General features: G+C 70.3%; 18 protein-coding genes. 11 read left to right on the top strand and 7 right to left on the bottom strand.

The window, feature by feature from the left end:
* Nucleotides 1-321: 321 nt before the first annotated feature.
* The 6 genes from OG912_RS01305 to OG912_RS01280 all read left to right on the top strand — a co-directional run bounded on the left by OG912_RS01305 (nucleotide 322) and on the right by OG912_RS01280 (nucleotide 6,491).
* Nucleotides 322-1,950: a sensor histidine kinase gene (locus OG912_RS01305; protein WP_327707751.1), complete on the top strand. Its 1,629-nt coding sequence runs from the start codon at nucleotides 322-324 to the stop codon at nucleotides 1,948-1,950.
* The gene (locus tag OG912_RS01300) at nucleotides 1,947-2,354 is read left to right on the top strand and encodes a roadblock/LC7 domain-containing protein (RefSeq protein ID WP_148016885.1); all 408 of its coding nucleotides are present in this window, start codon (nucleotides 1,947-1,949) and stop codon (nucleotides 2,352-2,354) included. The genes OG912_RS01305 and OG912_RS01300 overlap by 4 nt, the downstream gene beginning before the upstream one ends.
* Complete coding sequence (locus tag OG912_RS01295; RefSeq protein ID WP_326740158.1) at nucleotides 2,351-2,722, top strand: DUF742 domain-containing protein; 372 nt, start codon at nucleotides 2,351-2,353, stop codon at nucleotides 2,720-2,722. The genes OG912_RS01300 and OG912_RS01295 overlap by 4 nt, the downstream gene beginning before the upstream one ends.
* Complete coding sequence (locus tag OG912_RS01290) at nucleotides 2,703-3,317, top strand: GTP-binding protein (protein WP_327707750.1); 615 nt, start codon at nucleotides 2,703-2,705, stop codon at nucleotides 3,315-3,317. Before OG912_RS01295 ends, OG912_RS01290 begins: the two co-directional genes overlap by 20 nt.
* A 106-nt stretch (nucleotides 3,318-3,423) precedes the next feature.
* Entirely contained in the window at nucleotides 3,424-5,013 is a 1,590-nt protein-coding gene (locus tag OG912_RS01285) for a cytochrome P450 (protein ID WP_327707749.1), read from the top strand.
* Between the two features lie 137 nt (nucleotides 5,014-5,150).
* Nucleotides 5,151-6,491, top strand: a complete 1,341-nt coding sequence (locus tag OG912_RS01280; RefSeq protein ID WP_327707748.1) for a 6-phospho-beta-glucosidase — start codon at nucleotides 5,151-5,153, stop codon at nucleotides 6,489-6,491.
* Nucleotides 6,492-6,555: 64 nt separating this feature from the next.
* Here the strand turns inward: OG912_RS01280 and OG912_RS01275 are convergent, their stop codons facing one another.
* From OG912_RS01275 to OG912_RS01265, 3 genes are all read right to left on the bottom strand, one after another.
* Nucleotides 6,556-9,969, bottom strand: coding sequence for a DUF4132 domain-containing protein (locus OG912_RS01275; RefSeq protein WP_327707747.1), 3,414 nt, complete (start codon nucleotides 9,967-9,969; stop codon nucleotides 6,556-6,558).
* A gap of 208 nt (nucleotides 9,970-10,177) precedes the next feature.
* Nucleotides 10,178-10,618, bottom strand: a complete 441-nt coding sequence (locus tag OG912_RS01270) for a hypothetical protein (RefSeq protein WP_326740163.1) — start codon at nucleotides 10,616-10,618, stop codon at nucleotides 10,178-10,180.
* Nucleotides 10,612-11,070 (bottom strand): ATP-binding protein, encoded by a 459-nt coding sequence (locus OG912_RS01265; RefSeq protein WP_326740164.1) that lies wholly within the window; start codon nucleotides 11,068-11,070, stop codon nucleotides 10,612-10,614. Before OG912_RS01265 ends, OG912_RS01270 begins: the two co-directional genes overlap by 7 nt.
* A 204-nt stretch (nucleotides 11,071-11,274) precedes the next feature.
* Here OG912_RS01265 and OG912_RS01260 point away from each other — a divergent pair, with 204 nt between their 5' ends.
* From OG912_RS01260 to OG912_RS01245, 4 genes are all read left to right on the top strand, one after another.
* Nucleotides 11,275-12,135, top strand: a complete 861-nt coding sequence (locus tag OG912_RS01260) for a helix-turn-helix domain-containing protein (protein ID WP_327707746.1) — start codon at nucleotides 11,275-11,277, stop codon at nucleotides 12,133-12,135.
* Complete coding sequence (locus OG912_RS01255) at nucleotides 12,135-12,371, top strand: DUF397 domain-containing protein (RefSeq protein WP_219567121.1); 237 nt, start codon at nucleotides 12,135-12,137, stop codon at nucleotides 12,369-12,371. Before OG912_RS01260 ends, OG912_RS01255 begins: the two co-directional genes overlap by 1 nt.
* A gap of 80 nt (nucleotides 12,372-12,451) precedes the next feature.
* Nucleotides 12,452-13,258: an SAM-dependent methyltransferase gene (locus OG912_RS01250; protein WP_327707745.1), complete on the top strand. Its 807-nt coding sequence runs from the start codon at nucleotides 12,452-12,454 to the stop codon at nucleotides 13,256-13,258.
* A 58-nt stretch (nucleotides 13,259-13,316) separates the two neighbouring features.
* Entirely contained in the window at nucleotides 13,317-13,757 is a 441-nt protein-coding gene (locus OG912_RS01245) for a YchJ family protein (protein ID WP_326740167.1), read from the top strand.
* Nucleotides 13,758-13,777: 20 nt separating this feature from the next.
* Here the strand turns inward: OG912_RS01245 and OG912_RS01240 are convergent, their stop codons facing one another.
* Both OG912_RS01240 and OG912_RS01235 read right to left on the bottom strand, forming a co-directional pair.
* The gene (locus OG912_RS01240; RefSeq protein ID WP_327707744.1) at nucleotides 13,778-15,850 is read right to left on the bottom strand and encodes an MDR family MFS transporter; all 2,073 of its coding nucleotides are present in this window, start codon (nucleotides 15,848-15,850) and stop codon (nucleotides 13,778-13,780) included.
* A gap of 55 nt (nucleotides 15,851-15,905) precedes the next feature.
* Entirely contained in the window at nucleotides 15,906-16,733 is an 828-nt protein-coding gene (locus OG912_RS01235; protein ID WP_327707743.1) for a hypothetical protein, read from the bottom strand.
* A gap of 78 nt (nucleotides 16,734-16,811) precedes the next feature.
* Between OG912_RS01235 and OG912_RS01230 the strand changes: the two genes are divergently transcribed.
* A complete protein-coding gene (locus OG912_RS01230) occupies nucleotides 16,812-18,068 on the top strand; it encodes a cytochrome P450 (RefSeq protein ID WP_327707742.1) in 1,257 nt (418 codons plus the stop codon).
* Nucleotides 18,069-18,107: 39 nt separating this feature from the next.
* Here the strand turns inward: OG912_RS01230 and OG912_RS01225 are convergent, their stop codons facing one another.
* The gene (locus OG912_RS01225) at nucleotides 18,108-19,322 is read right to left on the bottom strand and encodes an acyl-CoA dehydrogenase family protein (RefSeq protein WP_327707741.1); all 1,215 of its coding nucleotides are present in this window, start codon (nucleotides 19,320-19,322) and stop codon (nucleotides 18,108-18,110) included.
* 5 nt (nucleotides 19,323-19,327) lie between these two features.
* On the bottom strand, nucleotides 19,328-19,801 hold the full coding sequence (locus tag OG912_RS01220; protein ID WP_327707740.1) for an SCP2 sterol-binding domain-containing protein: 474 nt from the start codon (nucleotides 19,799-19,801) through the stop codon (nucleotides 19,328-19,330).
* Between the last annotated feature and the right edge of the window lie 80 nt (nucleotides 19,802-19,881).

Here is a 19,881-nt window from a genome sequence, read left to right as displayed (position 1 = left end):
ACTGTGTCCAGAGTGGCTGCAGTGGACGCTACGGGCATCTGCGTCCCGCTGTGAAGGACAACGGTGAGCGATTCCCCCGGATCGCCCCCTCTCGTCACTCCCCGCGCACGCCTGTTGGCGGTGCGTGCAAAAACTCGTGAGTGTATTACCGCGGGAGCGCTCGCGCAGGGGGTTGGGTGAATGTGCCGAACCACTGTTTCGATCTGACTAAGCTCACGCGCAGTGAAGTCGAGTTGATATGAATTCGAGCGCTTGTTCCCTACTGCCCTGCAAGCGCGGTACCTCCTGATTACCTCCCGAATCAACCGCCAGAGGTTTTAGATGGTTCGTGTCGAATCACCACCGATCGACCGAGAAACACCAGTCGTCCGGGCCGTGTTGCTGCCCGTCGTCGTGATGGCCGGCGCAACCGCCGCCGGCGTAGCGCTGGTTGCCGAGGCCGCGCGGATGCCAGTCGTCTGGTGCGGCGTCTTCGCCACTGTCGTGGTCGCCGTGCTCACCGCCGAACTCTCCCGCCGCTCACGCACGATCCGGCGGCAGCGCGCCCACTACGAGCAGCGCGTCACCACGCTGGAGCGGCGCATCGCCAATCACGACGAAGAGACTGTGCGGATCAGCAAGGAGCTCCTTCCTGCTGCGATCCACCGGCTGCGCGTGGGCAATTCGCCCGACGAGGTGCTGCGGGACGTCGTGGACGGTGACGAGGTCTACCGCCATCTCCCCGACGCCCAGCGCGCCCTCGTCTACACCGTGCTGGACATCATCGACAACGAGGAGGCGACGCGTGACTCCGCGCAGCGCGCCTTCGTCAACGTCGCCCGCCGCGTCCAGGCGATCGTCCACCGACAGGCCAGCGAGCTGCGGGAGATGGAGGAGCACCACGGGCGCAACCCCGACGTCTTCGACGACCTCCTGCGCATCGACCACGGCACCGCGCTGATCGGCCGGCTCGCCGACTCCATCGCCGTACTCGGCGGGGCCCGCCCCAGCCGTCAGTGGCCCAAGCCCGTACCGCTGTTCAGCGTGTTGCGCGGCGCGATGTCGCGCATCCTGGAGTACCCACGCGTCGATCTGCACTCGATCGCCAAGGTCGCCATCATCGGCACCGCGGTCGAACCGCTCATCCACGCCTGCGCCGAACTCCTCGACAACGCCACCCGGTACTCGCCGCCGCAGACCCGCGTGCACGTCACCGCCGTCGAGGTCCAGACCGGCATCGCCATCGAGATCGAGGACGGCGGGGTCAGCCTCAGCGAGGAGGCACGCGCCAGGGCCGAGAACATGCTCGCCAGGGCCCAGGCCGGCTCCAGCATGAACGACCTCGGCGAGTCCCCCCGCCTCGGCATGGCGGTCGTCGGCCGACTGTCGCGGATGTACGACCTCCAGGTGTCGCTGCGGCAGTCCGCGTACGGCGGTGTCCGCGCCGTGCTCATCGTGCCCCGCGCCATGATCACCACCGGGCCGGCTCCCGGTATCGCCCACGGTATCGGCGCCACGTCGCGGCCCACCAGCGACATCGACCTCGCGGACATGAAGCACGTCGTCCCGACCCGCAGCTCCCACCGCAAGCCGCAACCCGTCGCCTCCCGCCAGGCCACCGGACCGGTCGCACCCGACACCCGCCCGGCCGCACCGGCCGCCGCCGTGGAGGACGACCCCCCCGTGGTGACCGAGTGGACCTCGGGCGGACTGCCGCAGCGCCGCAGCCGGGGCCGCGCACCGCTGGGTTCGCACAACCTTCCCGCCCAGTCCACCGACCCCGGCGCAGCCCGGAGCAACGGCTACGGAAACGGAAACGGCAACGGCAACGGCAACGGTCAGGCCAACGGCAAGGAGCCGCCTCCCGGGATCTGGCTGGAGGCGTTCACCAAGGCCGCCAACGGTGTGCCGCAGGAGCCCGGGGCGGACGACAACTCTGACGACGCGTGGGACAAGGGAGACCTGAAGTGATCCAGCAGCGGGGCAACATGGACTGGATGCTCAAAGAGCTCGCCGACGACGTCCCCGACATCCATCAGATCGTCGTGCTCTCCGCGGACGGCCTGCGCATCGCCCGGCACGGCGGCGACCCCGACGTCGCCGACCGGCTCGCGGCGGCCTGCGCCGGGCTGCAGAGCCTGGCCGCCGCGGTCGCCTCGGAGATCCCGTACAGCGACGGCAGAATGCGGCTCGTCGTCATCGAGGTGACCGGCGGCTTCTTCTATCTGATGGCCGCGGGGGCCGGCGCCTATCTCGCGGTGCTCGCCGGTGAGACGGTCGACGCGGGACTCGTCGGAGCACGGATGCGCGACATGGTCGTACGCATCGGCGCCCATCTCACGAGCCCGCCCCGACACGACGGGCAGGCCGGATGAGTTCTTCCCGACGAGAACGCCGCAAGGCCGATCCGGCACTGAGCGATCCGGAACGGCTGTACGTCATCACCGGCGATCCCGACGGCAGCGAGCGGGCAGCGCTCGACCTGGTCACGATGGTGGTCTCGAAGTCGCAGCCGAAACCGACGGTCCAGCCCGAGCAGGCCGTGATCCTTCGGCTCTGCCAGGCACCGTTATCCGTCGCCGAGATCTCCGCCTACCTCAGCCTGCCCTTCAGCGTGGTGACCTCGCTCCTCACCGAACTCCTCGCCACGGAACTGATCGAGTCGCGCGCGCCCATCGTCCGCGCGACCCTCCCGGACAGGTCCCTCCTCGAAGCGGTGATGCATGGACTTCAGAAACTCTGACACGATCACGGGCCCCCGGAGCGAGGACGTCCTCCCCACCACGGCCACCGCCGCGGTGAAGGTCGTGATCGTCGGCGGGTTCGGGGTCGGCAAGACGACCATGGTCGGCTCGGTCAGCGAGATCCGGCCGCTGACCACCGAAGAGACCATGACCCAGGCCGGCGTCGGCGTGGACGACAACTTCGGGGTGGAGAGCAAGACCGCCACCACCGTCGCCATGGACTTCGGCCGGATCAGCATCAGCCAGGAACTGATCCTCTATCTGTTCGGCACCCCGGGCCAGGAGCGCTTCTGGTTCCTGTGGAACGGACTGTTCGAGGGCGCACTCGGCGCCGTCGTGCTCATCGACACCCGCCGGCTCGAAGTCAGCTTCGACGTCATCGGGCGGCTGGAGGAGCGCGGTGTGCCGTTCGTCGTCGCCGTCAACACCTTCCCCGACGCGCCGAACCACCCCGTCGAGGCGCTGCGCAGCGCTCTGGACCTGCCGGACGAGGTCCCGATGATCGACTGCGACGCCCGGCTGCGCGCCTCCAGCCGCGATGTGCTGATGACGCTGATGCGCTATCTGCACAGCCTGGCCGTCCCGCTGGGCTGACGTCGACCGAACGCGTTGCCCGCACGCCCACCCCGCAACCGATCCGCGCGCCCCCACCGCGTATCCCATTCGTCCGGCCCTTGGCAGCCTGATCCCTGGAGCGATCGTGACAACCCCATTCCACTACGAGCCCGGCGAGGCCACGGGGCCGGTTCCGCCCCCCGAGTGCCCGGCCCACGGCCTCGGTATCGGCCCCGGCGGCCTGCGACGCCTCTACGGCCCCGAGGCCGAACAGGACCCGCACGGCCTGTACGAGAAACTGCGCGCCGAACACGGCTCGGTGGCGCCCGTCCTGCTGCACGGCGACGTACCCGCCTGGCTGGTCCTCGGGCACAGCGAGAACCTGCACATGACCCGTACGCCCTCGCAGTTCTCCCGGGACTCGCGCCGCTGGCGGGCTTTGCAGGACGGCACCGTCGCACCGGACCACCCACTGGCACCGATCTTCACCTGGCAGCCGGTCTGCGTCTTCGCCGACGGTGCCACCCATGAGCGTCAGCGCGGCGCCGTCACCGACGCCATGAGCCGGATCGACACCCGCGGCGTGCGGCGGCACGTCAACCGTTACAGCAGCCGGCTCGTCAACGACTTCTGCCGGGAGGGCCGCACCGACCTGGTGAGTCAGTTCGCCGAGCGGCTGCCCATGATGGTGCTGTGCGCGATCATCGGCATGCCCGAGGAGTACAACGACCGGATGGTGCAGGCCGCCCGTGACATGACCCGGGGCACCGCGACCGCCGTCGAGAGCAACGCCTATGTGCTGGACACGCTGAACCGTCTCGTCGAGCGGCGCCGCCGCGAACCCGCGGACGACTTCGCCACCTGGCTCGTCGAGCACCCGGCCGAGATGAACGACAAGGAGCTGGCCGAGCATCTGCGGGTCATCCTGATCTCCGCCTACGAAGCGACCACCAACCTGATCGCCAACGTGCTCCGCATGGTGCTCACCGATCCGCGCTTCCGGGCCCGGCTCAGCGGCGGCCACATGACCGTGCCCGAGGCGGTCGAGCAGACCCTGTGGGACGAACCGCCGTTGACCGCGGTCCTCGGCCGCTGGGCGGTGGGCGACACGGAGCTGGGCGGGCAGCGCATCAAGGCGGGGGACGCGCTGATCGTCGGCATCGCCCCGGCCAACACCGACCCGGTGGTAAGGCCCGACCTGAACGCCGGCATGGAGGGCAACCGCGCCCACCTCGCGTTCAGTGGCGGGCCCCACGAGTGCCCGGGCCAGGACATCGGACGCGCCATCGCGGACGTGGGCGTCGACGCCCTGCTGATGCGCCTGCCCGACCTCGAACTCTCCGTCGACGAGAGCGAACTGCGCTGGGTCGGCAACTTCATGGGCCGCCACCTGGTGGAACTCCCCGCCGAGTTCGCGCCGCGCCCCCCGCAGGACGACCGGGAACCGCCGTCCATGGGCAAGCCGAATCCGTCGCGCCAGGACTGGGAGGTGCAGTCCGCGGTACGGCACACGGCGCCGACCCCCGAACGCGTGTCCGCCCCGTCGGAACCGGCCCACGCAGCGGCCGGCGCGGGTCCGAAGGGGGCGACCGCCTCCGTTTCCGGATCCGTCGACGGATCCGTAGACAACGGGGCGGGCAAGGGCTCCGCCGCCGGGATGATCCCGCAGCAGCGCAGGCCCGCGGCGCCGGCCAGGCTGTGGCGCGTCGTGACCCGCTGGTGGAACGGCTACTGACCGGCAGCTCCTGAAAGCGGCGGCCCGGCGTCGGCGGACCTGATGAGGGTCCCCGCGGCCGGGCCGCCGCCGTGGCGCGGGCGCACCCGCCGGTCGCTCGGGGCCCCGCGCGGTCATCCCACGTACCATGCGGAAGCGTGAAGCTGACAATTCTGGGCGGCGGCGGATTCCGGGTACCACTGGTGTACGGGGCGCTGCTCGCCGATCACGCCGAGGGCCGCGTCTCGGCCGTCACCCTCTACGACACGGACGTCGACCGGCTCACCGCCGTGGCCCGGGTCCTCACCGAGCAGGCCGAGGGAATCCCGGACGCGCCCACCGTCGTCGCGACCAGCGAACTGGACGACGCGCTGCGCGGCGCCGACTTCGTCTTCTCGGCGATCCGGGTGGGCGGCCTCGCGGGCCGGGCCGCGGACGAACGGGTGGCCCTCGACGAGGGCGTTCTCGGCCAGGAAACGGTCGGCGCGGGCGGCATCGCCTACGGGCTGCGCACCGTGCCGGTCGCCGTCGATCTGGCCCGGCGCATCGCCCGGCTCGCCCCGCACGCCTGGGTCATCAACTTCACCAACCCCGCGGGCCTGGTCACCGAGGCCATGTCCCAGCACCTCGGCGACCGCGTCATCGGGATCTGCGACTCACCGGTCGGCCTCGGCCGCCGCATCGCCCGCGTGCTCGGCGCCGACCCCGACCGGGCCCGGATCGACTACGTAGGGCTCAACCACCTCGGCTGGGTGCGCGGGCTGTACGTCGAGGGCCGCGACGAACTCCCGCGGCTGCTGGCCGACCCGGAACTGCTCGGCTCGTTCGAGGAAGGCCGGCTCTTCGGCGCCGGCTGGCTGCGCTCCCTGGGTGCGATCCCCAACGAATACCTCCACTACTACTACTTCAACCGTGAGGCGGTCCACGCCTACCAGGAGGCGGAGCAGACCCGGGGCGCTTTCCTCCGCGAACAGCAGGAGGGCTTCTACGGCCGGATGAAGGACCCGGCCACGCCCGCGCTGGCCACCTGGGACCGCACCCGCGCCGAGCGCGAGGCGACGTACATGTCGGAGAACCGTGAGGTCGCGGGGGCCGGTGAGCGCGACGAGAGCGATCTGGACTCCGGCGGCTACGAGCAGGTCGCCCTCGCTCTCATGCGCGCCGTCGCCCGGAACGAACAGACCTCCCTCATCCTCAACGTCCGCAACCGCACCACCCTTTCGGTGCTCGACGCGGACGCCGTCATCGAGGCGCCGTGTCTCGTCGACGCCAACGGTGCCCGCCCCGTCGCCGTCGATCCGCTTCCGTACCACGCCGTCGGGCTGGTCACGGCAGTGAAGGCAGTGGAACGCGCGGTGCTCGACGCGGCAGCGAGCGGCTCACGCGCCGACGCCGTCCGGGCCTTCGCACTGCACCCGCTGGTCGACTCGGTCACCGTCGCCCGTCGGCTGGTCGACGGCTACATCAAGGTCCACCCGGAGCTCTCGTATCTGCGCTGAACGAGGGCCGGGACCGCCTCGTCCATCCCGTCGGCCGTACCGGTGGGGGTGTGGTTCCGTACGGTCATGACGCGACGCCCTCGGTGAGTTCGGCCAGATCGGCGAGGAGTTCGGACACGGTTACGGTGTCCAGCCCGGCGAAGCGCAGCGGGTAGCTGCGGCGCAGCCAGTAGTCGCCGGGCTGCGTGTCGAGCCAGACGGTCTCCAGGGTCTGGTCGGGAAACATGTCGACCACGCCGACCGCGATGCCCGTGTCCAGCGCGATGACCAGACAGCAGTCGTCGCCGAGCCGCTTGGAGATCCAGCGCTCCACCCCGGCGTCCTGCGGCACCCCGCGTGCCCAGCCGCGACGCTCCAGACCGAGGACCTTGCCCGTCGGTACCTTGAGGCCCTCGAAGCGGGTCAGGCGGTGGCTGCCCGTCTCCTCCTCGGTCGGTGTGAACACGGCACGTCCCAGCTGAGGGAAGGGCTGCAGGATCTCGTCATCCGCGAACACCTCCGACCAGGTGGTGGCCAACTCCGCACCCAGGTGCAAGGGGTGAGGCAGACGCACGGTCGCTTCCCCGGGGAGCGCGAAGGTCTCGCCCTCGGCATCGGCGAACGTACGGTCCTCCGCCACCCGGAACGCGGTGGCCTCCCCGTCCGTCTCGCTCAGCCACACCAGGCGTCGCACCAGGTGCCACAGCAGCGGATGGCCGACGAACAGCTCGTTGAACTCCTGCGCCGTCCAGGACCGGCCCGCCACCATCGCGGCCTCCAGCCGCCGCACCTGGTCGGACGCCACCGTCCGCACATCCTTCTTCAGGGCCATGAACCGCTTGCGCTCGGCCGGGGCCAGCTCCGCGTCGTCCCGGGCGCCCGGCTTCGGCAGGTCCTTGCGGCGCTTGCCGTCGCTGTCACTGACGTACGGCCGCAGCTGCTCGTCGAATCCCACCGTGAACGTCCGGGTGCCGTAGTCGACGACCGTGGAGCCGTTCGTGTCCAGACCGAAGTCGGGCACCAGCCGGTCGGAGAGCTGCTCTCCCGTGAGCCCGAGACCGGCCGCCACCTCGGCGATCTTCTCCGTGGCCCGGACCTTCAGAGCCTTGAACCTCACCCGCTGGGAGATGCCGTGCAGATGCAGGAGTGCGACATCGCTGCCGATCGCCGCCAGCACATCGAGGCCCTCGACCGCCCGGTGGTGGGCGCCCTCGCCGGGCCAGGACCGGATCACCGGTGTCAGACGGCGCACCGTCCCGTCGTCGCCCAGCCGGCCCAGGGCGTACAGCGCCCATGACTCCTTGGCGGGGAGGGAGGCGAGCCGCCACTGCTCGAAGAGGGCCCAGGCGAACTCGGCCAGCGAGGCGGTATCCGCCGTCCGCGTCACCTCCGCGAGCCCCGGATACGGCCCGCCGGGACCGGACATCGCCAGCATGGTCAGCAGATGGCGCACCGATTCCTGCGGCAGGGCGCCGCCCGACGTGACCGTGATCTGCGGCAGCAGCGCCGGATCCGCCCACCCCGGCACCACCGGCATGACGGTGGGCAGCGCCCGCTCCAGCGGATCGGCCGTCAGCAGCCCGGCCACCGCGTCCGCCGCCTGCGCGCCGTATGCCTCGGCCGCACGGCGGACCACCGCGTCGCCGTGCAGCGCGGCGATCTGGACGAGGGCCTGCTCGGCGGCGCGCCGTGCCCTGCCGGCCTTGCCGACGGCATCGGGCACCAGCAACGGGGCGGCCCGGACACCGTGCCGCTCGAACCAGGAACGGGCGAGGGGCGCCGTGGACTTGAGCCGCACCGACCAGTCGGCCATGTGCCGGGCGACCGACACATCGACGAAGGGCAGCAGCAGCTGGGCGAGGGAGCTCGGTTGCCGGGGCACGACTCGCAGCAGCAGCGGCAGGGCGGTGAGTCCGAAGCGGGCGGCTATCGGCTTCAGCGTGTCCGAGCCGTCCCACAGGTCGGTCGGATCCCAGGTGGCGAGCAGCGGTGCGACCAGCTCTTCGGGGCCGTGGACATAGACCCAGGCCGGCTGGAGGTCCGGCGCGTCGAGGCGGTAGCGCAGCGCCGCGATGTCCTTCTCCCAGTCGCCGGCACTGTGCCGGCGGGTGTACCAACTGGTGGAGGCGGCCCACTGTTCCCGCTCGCCGGGCAGCCACTCCACCACGGTCTCGCCGGCAGCCGTCGGGCCCGTCACGACCATGGGCCTTGCCCTGCTCCGCTCCCGGGTCCACGGCGGGGCCGTCAGCACCGCCGGAAGGGCGTCGGCGGGCGCGTCGGCGATCCGGTTCGCCGGGTTGAGGAGCGGTTCGACGATCTCCGCCAGGCCGCTGTCGAGCGTCGGCAGCACCCTCTCCACGAGAGCGCGATGGGCGGCGATGTGCCCCACCAGCAGCTGTCGCGAGACGCTTGACGCCGAACCGCCGTGGTCGCGTACCGCTGCGGCGAGCAGCCGCAGCGCCCGGACCGGATAGCGATGCGTTGCTTCCATGAGGGCGGGACGGACGTGCTTGTTGTCCGAGTGGCCGAGCAGGAGGAGGAACGACTCGTCCGTCGGGAACTCCGCAAGGGCGTGGGAGACCTGCTTCACGCCGTCCGCGCAGGCGTAGGCATGGTGCAGGTCCGGGCCGAGCAGCGGGACGACGGCCGGGCCGATCCCCTCGGCCGCGGTCGCGATCAGGGCCGTGCTGTGACTGATGACGGGCTTGTGCGCGAAGGCCCGCGCCTGGTCGGCGGAGTTGAGAGTGCAGTACACCAGGGAGAGGATGGCGTTGTCCTGTTCGGCGGTGACCTCGGGATCCGTGCAGAGCCCCGCGACCCAGTCGGTCTCGCTCGGCGCCAGATAGGCCGTGACGATCCTCCGGTAGGAGTCGGTACGGCACCGGGAGAGCGCCTCGACCGTGGCCCGGTAGGTCTCCTCGTCCGCGGCGGCGAGCAGCGACCGCACCCGGTCGGCAGCGGGCCGGCAGGTCTCCGTCCAGTAGGACTGGGGGGTGTGGGTGCGCGCCTCCAGCCAGGGGTCGTAGCGCTTGGCGCCCCGCTGCATCCAGTGGGCCTCGGTCAGGAACAGCTCGACCACGGCACGGGCCGCGAACGGCAGTCCGCCCAGCCGCACCCAACTGTCGGCCCACGAACCGGCATGCGGCGAGACGAGTCCGACGATCGAGGCCACGGCCGCCGCTCCGGCCGGTGAACGACTGCCGGCCAGGTGCATCCGCGTCAGGTCCACCAGACCCGCATCGCTCCCCGGCGCGTCCAGGAACTCCTGGATCCACGCCTTCTCCTCGGCCGTGCGGGCCTCGACCGCCGTCAGCTGTTTCGGCTGGGCCCTGGCGGGTGTACGCACCACCCCACCCCGCCGGGGGTGCAGTACACGCTGCCAGCCGGCCGGCAGCACGAAGGTGTCCTCGTCGGGCAGCGCCGCGGGATCCTCGCGCACATCGCCGGCCCCCGCCTCCTGGTACCCCGTACGTTCCTTCTCGGCGCTCGACTTCGCCATCTGTGCGCCCGCCCCCTTCACACCCGTCCGACCCGCACTGCCACGGGCTTTTCGATCAGTGATTCCACAGTAGAACCGACCACTGACAACGCAGCGTGACCGAGATCCGGAACGGATGAGAGAGCGGGTCAACCGCTGCGTGCAACCCGGCCCGCAGCGGAAATTGGGCGCCGGTGCAGTCCCCACTCACCCGTACACACGGACGGGATCAGGGAGCGGAGACGACGCGCCGGCCGCCCGCGGGTGCCCACGAAGGAGTCACACCCGTCACCTGGCACACCATGAGGAACAGCGGAATGGGCGGCGTGTACGGCGTACGGCTGTCGGGCCGGTGGATCAGCCGGGGCCGCACCGCGGGGACGTACGCCCCGCGGGCGTACGCGGCCTGCGCGGGCCAGTCCAGATCGAGGTCGGAGCCGGCCGGGACGATCCACCACCAGCGGTCGGCGTCCGCGAAGACGCAGCCCGTGCGCGGCAGATGGGACATCAGCCGGAAACCGTAGCGCGCGGGCACCCCCACCGCGTCGCAGCCCAGGCTCGCCGAGAGGGCCGTCGGCAGGGGCAGTTGCACCATGCCGACGCCGGTGGCGCAGCCGGGTTCGCGGGAGCGCCTGGCTCCGAGCAGATGGGACATGGCGTTCTTCAACATGAGTGCTCCGAGCCGTGCGGCAGTTCCGCCCAGACGATGCGGCCCGAGCCGTCCCCGGCGTCGCGGGACCCCCAGGCGCTGCACATCGCGTCGACGAGCAGCAGGCCGCGTCCGTGCTCGTCGTCGGCGCCGACGCCCAGTCGGGGTCCGCCGGGCTGGTGTCCTTGGTCCTGTACGGCTATGCGAAGCCGGTTCTTCAGGCGGCGCAGTTCGCACACGACGCGCGCGCTGGCGGTGTGCACCACCGCGTTGGTGACCAGTTCGGACACGATGAGGACTGCCGCGTCGTAGGCGTCGCCGTTCAACCGCCACTCGTCCAGCCGGGACCGCGTCAACCGCCGGGCGCCGGCGACCGACTCGGGGTGCGCGGGCAGCGCGAAGCAGTATCGGAGCGCTTCCGTCCCGGGGCTGAGGTCCACGAGCCGGGGGATGAGCGCACTGCCAGGTGCCACGACCGAATCCTCACAGTGGGGGCTGTGTCACGCTTCGCGATCTTCCTGAAAAGGGCGGGCATGACGACCGAACTTGTTCACTCCCCAACTGTCCCCCTGTCGTGAACACTTGGCAAGGGGCACTCTGAAAAATTCAGAGTGGCTGTGTCTTTGATGGCACGCACATGGCACACTCTTGGCAAACAGCGCATGGGGAGGTCTGAAGTGAGCGAACCGCGGTCCGCCCCGACCGTGGGTCAGGTCGTTCTCGGCAAGCGCCTGCAGGATCTGCGGGAGCGCGTCGGCCTGAGCCGGGACCAGGCAGCCAAGGTGCTCCGCGTCGCCCCGGCGACGATCCGCAGGATGGAGACCGCCGAGGTCGCTCTCAAGATCCCCTATGTGCAGTCGCTCCTGAAGGCCTACGGGATCGGCGAGGAGGAGGCCGACGCCTTCGTCGACCTCACCGAGGAGGCCAACAAGCCTGGCTGGTGGCAGCGGTTCCACGACGTGCTGCCCGACTGGTTCAGCATGTACGTCAGCCTGGAGGGCGCCGCGAGCCTCCTGCGCATGTACGAGCCGCACTTCGTCCCCGGACTCCTGCAGACCGAGGACTACGCGCGCTCGGTGATGCGCACCGGAGCCGTCGGCCAGACCAGGCCGGAGGACATCGAGCGCCATGTGGCGCTGCGCATGGAGCGGCAGTCCCTGCTGACCCGGCCGGACGCCCCGCGGCTGTGGGTGGTCATGGACGAGACGGTGCTGCGCCGCCCGGTGGGCAGCCCCGAGGCCATGCGCGCCCAGACCGACCGGCTGCTGGCAGCGACCGAGATGCCCAATGTGACCCTGCAGATCGCCGAGTTCTCCACCGGCCATCACCCGGGCACCTACGGGCCGTTCGTCCTCTTCCGGTTCGCCGTCCCCGAACTGCCCGACATGGTCTACAGCGAGTACCTGACCGGGGCCGTCTACTTCGACGCGCGCCCCGAGGTGGCTTCGTACCTCGAGGTCATGGACCGCATGGCGGCCCAGGCCGCGACTGCACAACGCACGAAGGAAATCCTCCGGGACTTCCGCAAGGAGCTGTGATGACCCCCATATACAACGGCATGCCGGCCGCTGATCTCGGCTCCGAGGGCTGGTACAAGCCGTGGAGCGGTGGCAACGGCGGCAACTGCGTCGAGGCGATGAAGCTCTCCGACGGAAGAATCGCCATGCGCCAGTCCGCGGACCCCGACGGCCCGGCCCTCATCTACTCCCACCGCGAGATTGCCGCTTTCATCCAGGGCGCCAAGGCCGGTCAGGCAGACTTCCTTCTGACCTGACCCCACCGCGCGGACGGTTCCCGGTCGCCGCGCGCCGCATTTCGTCCTCTGTTCGCCGACACGGATCCAAGGAGCGCGCTATGACCGGGCACGAGCCCCCCGTCGAGATCGACACCAGCAAGCCGCATCCCGCGCGCATGTACGACTGGTTCCTGGGCGGCAAGGACAACTATCCGATCGACGAGCAGATGGCCCGGCAGCTGCTGGCCGTGGACGCACGAGGCCGTGACATGGCACGCGTCAACCGGGCCTTCATGCACCGCTCCACCCGCTGGCTCGCGGAGCACGGCATCCGGCAGTTCCTCGACATCGGCGCCGGGATACCGACCGAGCCGAACCTCCACCAGGTCGCCCAGCAGACCGCGCCGGACGCGCGCATCGTCTACTGCGACAACGACCCGATCGTCCTCGCCCATGCGGCGGCCCTGCTGCGCTCCACCCCGGAAGGCGCAACCGAGTACATCCAGGCCGACGCCCGCAGCCCCGAGGTCATCCTGGAAGCAGCCGGCAAGGTCCTCGACTTCGACCGGCCCATCGCCCTGTCCCTGCTGGCGCTGCTGCACTTCCTGGACGACGAGGACGGTGCCGCCGAACTCGTGGACCGCCTGGTCGACCAGCTCGCCCCCGGCAGCTACCTCGTCCTCTCGCAGACCACCGGCGACTTCGACCCGGAGGGCGCGGCCAAAGCCGCCGCCATGTACAAGGCCCGGGGCATGACCCTGCGCCCGCGCAGCCGCGCCGAACTCACCGCCTTCTTCCACGGCCTCGAACTCGTCGACCCCGGCGTCTCGCTCTCCGCCGACTGGCACCCGGAGCTCGGCGAGGTCATCGACGTCCCGGGCGACGAACCGATCCCGGGCTACGCGGGCGTGGCCCGCAAGGCCTGATCGGGCCCCGTGCGGCGGCACGTCAGGGAACGATGCCGCCGCAGGCCACAATGGACCCATGTCCCGACGCACCTCACGCCCCCGACGGCCCTCCGCCGCCCCCGCCTTTCAGGTCACGGCCGCCCTGCCGTGCCCGTGCGGGCTGCCCGCCACCTACGGTGAGTGCTGCGGGCGGTTCCACGCCGGGGCACCGGCGCCGACGTGCGAGGCGCTGATGCGCTCGCGGTACGCCGCCTTCGTCGTCCGGGACGTCGCGTACCTGCTGCGCACCTGGCACCCGGACCACCGCCCCGACGTCCTCGAACTCGATCCCGGGCAGCGCTGGCAGGGCCTGGAGATCCTGGAGACGACGGAGGGCAGCGCCTTCCACACCACGGGCACGGTCACCTTCCGGGCGCACTACACGGCCGCCGGCCACCGCGATTCGCTGCACGAGAAGAGCCGCTTCGTCCGGCACGAGGGCGCCTGGGTCTACGAGTCGGCCGTCTTCGCCGACTGACGCGCGAACCCGGACCGACGTCAGACCGGTGCGCCCGCCGGGGCCACCGGCGAGAGCTCCTGCGTGAGGTCCTCCGCCAGCAGCCGTTTGGCGATCACGTCGACCGCGGCGCGCAGCCGGGCGTCGTCCGCCTGCGCACCCTGGTCGCCCAACTGCTCGGTGAGCCAGTGGGACCACGCGTCGTTGATGGTCCTGGCCTCCCGGCTGCCCGCCTCGGTGTGTGTGAACAGATGGCCGTCCCCGGTGAGGTAGCCCTCCTCGATCATCCGGTCGAAGACGGGCACCAGGACCTCCGGCGGAATCCGGTGCCGGGCCGCGATCAGCCGGAGCCCCGCATGGCCGACCATCCGGGTGAACAGCTCGACCTGCATCACCGCCCAGGCCCCCGCCATGTCGAGCCGGGTGTCGGACGAGGCCACGATCCGCCGGGCCGTGTCCGGGTCCACCCGCCGCAGGACCTTGGCCACCGAGAACTCCAGCAGCCGGGCGGAATCCCCGGTGCTCGGCGACGCGAACCCCTCGCCCATGTCGGTCGAGCCGGCCCGCGCTGTGTCCCGCAGCTTCACCTGCTTCAGGAACAGCGCCACGACGAAGCCGAGCACCGCGACCGGCACCGTCCACAGGAACACCGTGTGCAGGGTGTCGGCGTATGCCTGGGCGAGAGGCGCCGACTGGGCGTCGGGGAGGGAGTGCAGCCCTTCCGGGCTCTGCGAGGCCTTCGCCACGACCGCCGGATCTCCGCCCGCCCGGACCGCTTCCGCGACCCCGTCCTTGAGGTTCGGGCCGAGCGAGTTGGCGTAGATGGTCCCGAAGACCGCCGTACCGAAGGAACTGCCGAGCGTACGGAAGAACGTCACGCCCGACGTCGCCGTGCCCAGGTCCGCGTAGTCGACGGTGTTCTGCACCGCGATCGTCAGCACCTGCATGCACAGCCCGATGCCGAGCCCGAGCACCAGCATGTACAGCGACTCCAGCCACACCCCGCTGTCCGGACCCATCCGGGAGAGCAGGAACAGTCCGACCGCCATGACGAGGGAGCCCACGATGGGGAAGATCCGGTAGCGGCCGGTCTTGCTGACCACGTTGCCGCTGAAGATCGAGGCGGCCAGCAGACCGATGACCATCGGCAGCGTCCGGACCCCCGAGAGCGTCGCCGAGTCCCCGTCCACGTACTGCAGATAGGTCGGCAGATAGATCATCGCGCCGAGCATCGCGAAGCCCACGATGAAGCTGAGGATCGAGCAGACCGTGAAGACCGGATTGTTGAACAGCCGCATCGGCAGCATCGGTTCCTTCGCCCGGAACTCGACGAAGCAGAACGCGGCCAGGGCGACCAGGCCGAGGACGAACAGGCCGATGATGACGGGGGAGCCCCAGGCGTACTCGTTGCCGCCCCAGCTCGTCGCCAGGATCAGCGAGCTCGCCCCGACCGTGACCATCGTGATGCCCAGATAGTCGATCACCGGACGTCCCGCCGCCTTCACGGACGGAATGGTGCGGGCCGCCGCGATGACCACCACGATCGCGATCGGGACGTTGACGTAGAACGCCCAGCGCCACGTCAGATGGTCGGTGAAGAGGCCGCCCAGCAGCGGCCCGATGACGGTCGAGACGCCGAAGACGGCACCGATCGCACCCTGGTACTTGCCGCGGTCGCGCAGCGGGATCACATCGGCGATCAGCGCCATCGACGTGACCATCAGACCGCCCGCGCCGATGCCCTGCAGACCGCGCCACACGATCAGCAGCGTCATGTTGGTCGCGAGCCCGCAGAGGAACGAACCGGTGATGAAGATGATCGCCGAGAGCTGGAAGACGATCTTCCGGCCGAACAGGTCGCCGAACTTGCCGACCAGGACCGTCGCCACGGTCTCCGCCAGGAGATACGCGGTCACCACCCACGACATATGGGCGGCGCCCCCGAGGTCCGAGACGATCGTGGGCAGCGCGGTGCCCACGATCGTCTGGTCCAGGGCCGCCAGCAGAATGCCCAGGACGATCGTCGCGAAGACGATGTTCCGGCGGCGCGGATCGAGCAGGGGCGGTGCGCCGGGGGCCTGCGCGGCGGGGGCGGTCTCGCTGGCAGTGGTCACCTTTGCACCCTCACACCGCCCCCTGTCACCCGCATGCGGGGGGCGGCCGGACGTGTCAGCCCAGCAGATCCTTCAGCGACGCCTTCATCCGCGCGACGAACACCTCCCGCACCGGCGGCGCCACCCGGTCCAGCGAGAGATACGGATTGAGGTCCTCCAGCTCGACGAGCAGCAGCTCACCCGCCTCCGTCCGGCACGCGTCGACCCGCTGGATGCCGTGGTCCAGGGCGTTCCAGTCGACGAACGCGCGCGCGAACGCCAGATCCGCCGCGCTCGCCTCGTACGGCTCCAGCACCCACCGCTGCTCCGGGTGCGGCGCGTTCAGCGCGTACTGGAAGTCGTGGTCGACGAAGTAGAAGGACACCTCGTAGCGGAAGTCGATCCGCGGCTGGACCAACTGCGTGCCGTCCGCCTCGGGAGGCAGTGCCGGGGTACGTACGAACTGCAGCCCGACCGAGTCCGCGCCCAGCTTCGGCTTGATGACGTAGCCCTCGGCCTCGGGCAGCAGCCCCAGATCCGCCGCCCGGTCCACGGTCGGGATCACGGGATATCCGGCCCGGCTCAGATCGACGAGGTACTGCTTGCCCGCCATGTCACCCCGGCCGGTCAGCGGGTTGTAGACCCGCGTGCCCAGCTCCCGGGCCCGCGCGCAGAACGCGTCGTACGCGTCCTGGTAGTGCAGCACCGGACCGCTGTTGCGTACGACGACGGCGTCGAAGCCCTCCAGCAGCGCGGCGGCGTCGCGGGGGTGACAGAGAGCGACGTCGAAGTCCTCGCGCAGCCGCGACGTCAGGTGGATGTCCTCGTCGCAGTAGCGGCGCCCGCGCGCCTCGTAGGCGAGATCGGTGACGAAGAGAACGGACGGGCGGAGGCCGGCGGGCATGGTTCCCCCAGGGGGTTTCAGAGCGGACGGTAGGTCAATAACCTTGGCGGCGTTGCCCGTCAACGACCCTGGAGCGTCATGACGTCTGCCCCACAAGAGTCACTCGCCTCGCAAGCACCGCCCGTACCCGACATTCTCTCGCCCGCCTTCGCCGCCGATCCCTACGGGGCCTACCGGATCATGCGTGAGAGCCATCCGCTGATCCTGCACGAGGCCACGAACAGTTACGTCGTCTCCCGGTACGAGGACGTCGAGCGGGTCTTCAAGGACAAGGCCGGGGAGTTCACCACCGACAACTACGACTGGCAGATCGAGCCCGTCCACGGCAGGACCATCCTCCAGCTCAGCGGACGCGAGCACGCCGTACGCCGGGCCCTCGTCGCCCCGGCCTTCCGGGGCACGGACCTCCAGGAGAAATTCCTCCCGGTCATCGAGCGCAACGCTCGGGAGCTGATCGACACCTTCCGGCACACCGGTGAGGCCGACCTCGTCGACGCGTTCGCGACCCGCTTCCCCGTCCTCGTCATCGCCGACATGCTCGGCCTGGACAAGGCGGACCACGACCGCTTCCACGGCTGGTACACCAGCGTCATCGCCTTCCTCGGCAACCTTGCGGGCGACCCGGAGGTGGCGGCGGCCGGTGACCGGACCCGGCAGGAATTCGCCGAGTACATGATCCCGGTCATCCAGGAGCGGCGGAAGGCGCCCGGCGAAGACCTGCTCTCCGCGCTCTGTGCGGCCGAGGTCGACGGCGTCCGGATGAGCGACGAGGACATCAAGGCCTTCTGCAGCCTGCTGCTCGCCGCCGGCGGCGAGACCACCGACAAGGCCATCGCCTCGATCTTCGCCAACCTGCTCACCCACCCCGAGCAGCTCGCCGCCGTACGGGAGGACCGCACCCTCATCGACCGGGCCTTCGCCGAGACGCTGCGCCTCACTCCGCCCGTGCACATGATCATGCGACAGACGGCCACGGATGTGGAGCTCGGCGGCGGCCGGGTGCCCGCGGGATCGACCGTCACCTGTCTGATCGGCTCGGCCAACCGGGACGCGTCCCGGTACCGCGACCCCGACCGCTTCGACATCTTCCGCACCGACCTGACCAGCACCACGGCGTTCTCCGCAGCCGCCGACCATCTGGCGTTCGCCCTCGGCCGGCACTTCTGCGTCGGCGCGCTGCTGGCCAGGGCCGAGGTGCAGACGGGGGTGAACATGCTGCTCGACGCGATGCCGGACGTACGGCTCGCGGACGGGTTCACCCCGTCCGAGCAGGGCGTCTTCACGCGTGGCCCGCAGTCGCTGCCGGTGCGGTTCACGCCTGTTGCCGGGCTCTGACCTCGCGCCGGCGTCCGGTCGTCGGGCCCTGACTTCGTGTCAGCGGATGTGGCGTCCCGAGATCGCCCGCGCGATGACCAGGCGCTGGATCTCGCTGGTCCCCTCGAAGATCGTGTAGATCTTGGCGTCGCGGTACATCCGCTCCACCGGATGCTCCCGGCTGTACCCGGCGCCCCCGAGGATCTGGACGGCCTTCTCCGTCGCGGACACCGCGAGTTCACCCGCGCGCAGCTTGGACATGGAGCCCTGGCCCGCGTCGAAGGTCCGGTCGTTGCGGGCCATCCACGCGGCCTGCCAGATCAGCAGCCGTACGGACTCGATCTCGGTACGGATGTCGGCCAGCGCGAACGCGATCGACTGGTTCTCGATGATGGGCCGGCCGAACGCCTCGCGCTGTCCGGCGTACTCCAGCGCGTACTCGTACGCCGCGCGCGCGATGCCCAGGGCCTGGGCGCCGACGGTCGGGCGGCTGACCTCGAAGGTCGCCATCGCCGCCTGCCCCTTGGCGTTGCCGCCCTCGCGGGCACGGGCCAGCCGGGCGTCCAGCTTCTCCTTTCCGCCGAGCAGGCAGTGGCCCGGTACCCGTACGTCGTCGAGGAAGACATCCGCCGTGTGAGACGCGCGCAGCCCGAGCTTCTTGATGGTGCGGCTCGCTTCAAGACCCCTCGTGGCGGGCGGCACGATGAACGCGGCCTGTCCGCGCGCGCCGAGCGACGGGTCGACCGAGGCGACGACCACATGGATCTCGGCGATCCCGCCGTTGGTGATCCACGCCTTCTGGCCGGAGAGCACCCACTCGTCCTTGGCCTCGTCGTAACGCGCCTTCGTGGCCATCGCGGAGACGTCGGAGCCGGCCTGTGGTTCGGAGACGCAGAACGCCGCCACCTTCGGGTCGTCCTCGTCGCCGTAACACTGGGGCACCCACTCGGCGAGCTGGTCCGGGGTGCCGGAGGCGAAGATTCCGGCGACGGCGAGGGAGGTGCCGAAGAGCGCCATGCCGATTCCGGCGTCGCCCCAGAACAGTTCCTCGTTGGCTATCTGGAGGGAGAGCCCTGTCGGGTCGCCGTACATGTCGGCCAGGGACTCGAATCCGTACAGACCGATCCGGGCCGCTTCCTGGATGACGGGCCAGGGCGTCTCCTCGCGGGCGTCCCATTCGGCGGCCGCCGGGCGCACCACCTGGGCGGCGAAGCCGTGCACCCAGTTGCGCAGGTCCTGCTGTTCCTCGGTGAGGGCGAGGGAGAAGTAGCTCATCCGCCTCAGGCCTTCGGGATGTCGAAGTAGCGGGTGAGGCCCGAGGCGAGGCCGACATCGCCGGCCACCTTCAGCTTGCGCATCATGAACATCGTCACGGGATTGCCGTTGCCGGAGACCAGTTTGAGGAACTCCGCGTCGGCCATCACCAGCGTCGTGCGCGGCTCGGCGTCGGAGCGGCCTGCGCTGACGGTGCAGGCGCCGTCCGCGATCGCGGTCTCGTACACCTCGTCGGTGTCACCGGTGATCTTCCAGCGGATCAGCGCCTTGAGCTGTCCCGCCGCGTCCGGGCGGAACTGCTGCTTCATCCGGCCGAACACCTCGCCGAGCACCCGGGTGCGCAGTTCGCCGTGCATGACCTCGCCGAGCTGCTTGGCGGACAGGCCCTTCACGATCCGTGCGAACTCCTGCGGGGAGACGGCCGCGAAGTCGAGTGCGGTCAGTTCGTCGGTGAGGTTGCCGCTGCTGTTGTCAGCCACGCCAGTTCCTTACTCTGGAGTAAACTTACTTCCGAGTAAGGTAAGGGCATGGGGCCGCCTCCGCAAGACGGAGGCGCGGC

The sequence above is a fragment of the Streptomyces sp. NBC_00464 genome, assembly GCF_036013915.1.
Classification (GTDB): Bacteria; Actinomycetota; Actinomycetes; order Streptomycetales; family Streptomycetaceae; genus Streptomyces.
This window is presented reverse-complemented; position numbering and strand designations above follow the sequence as displayed.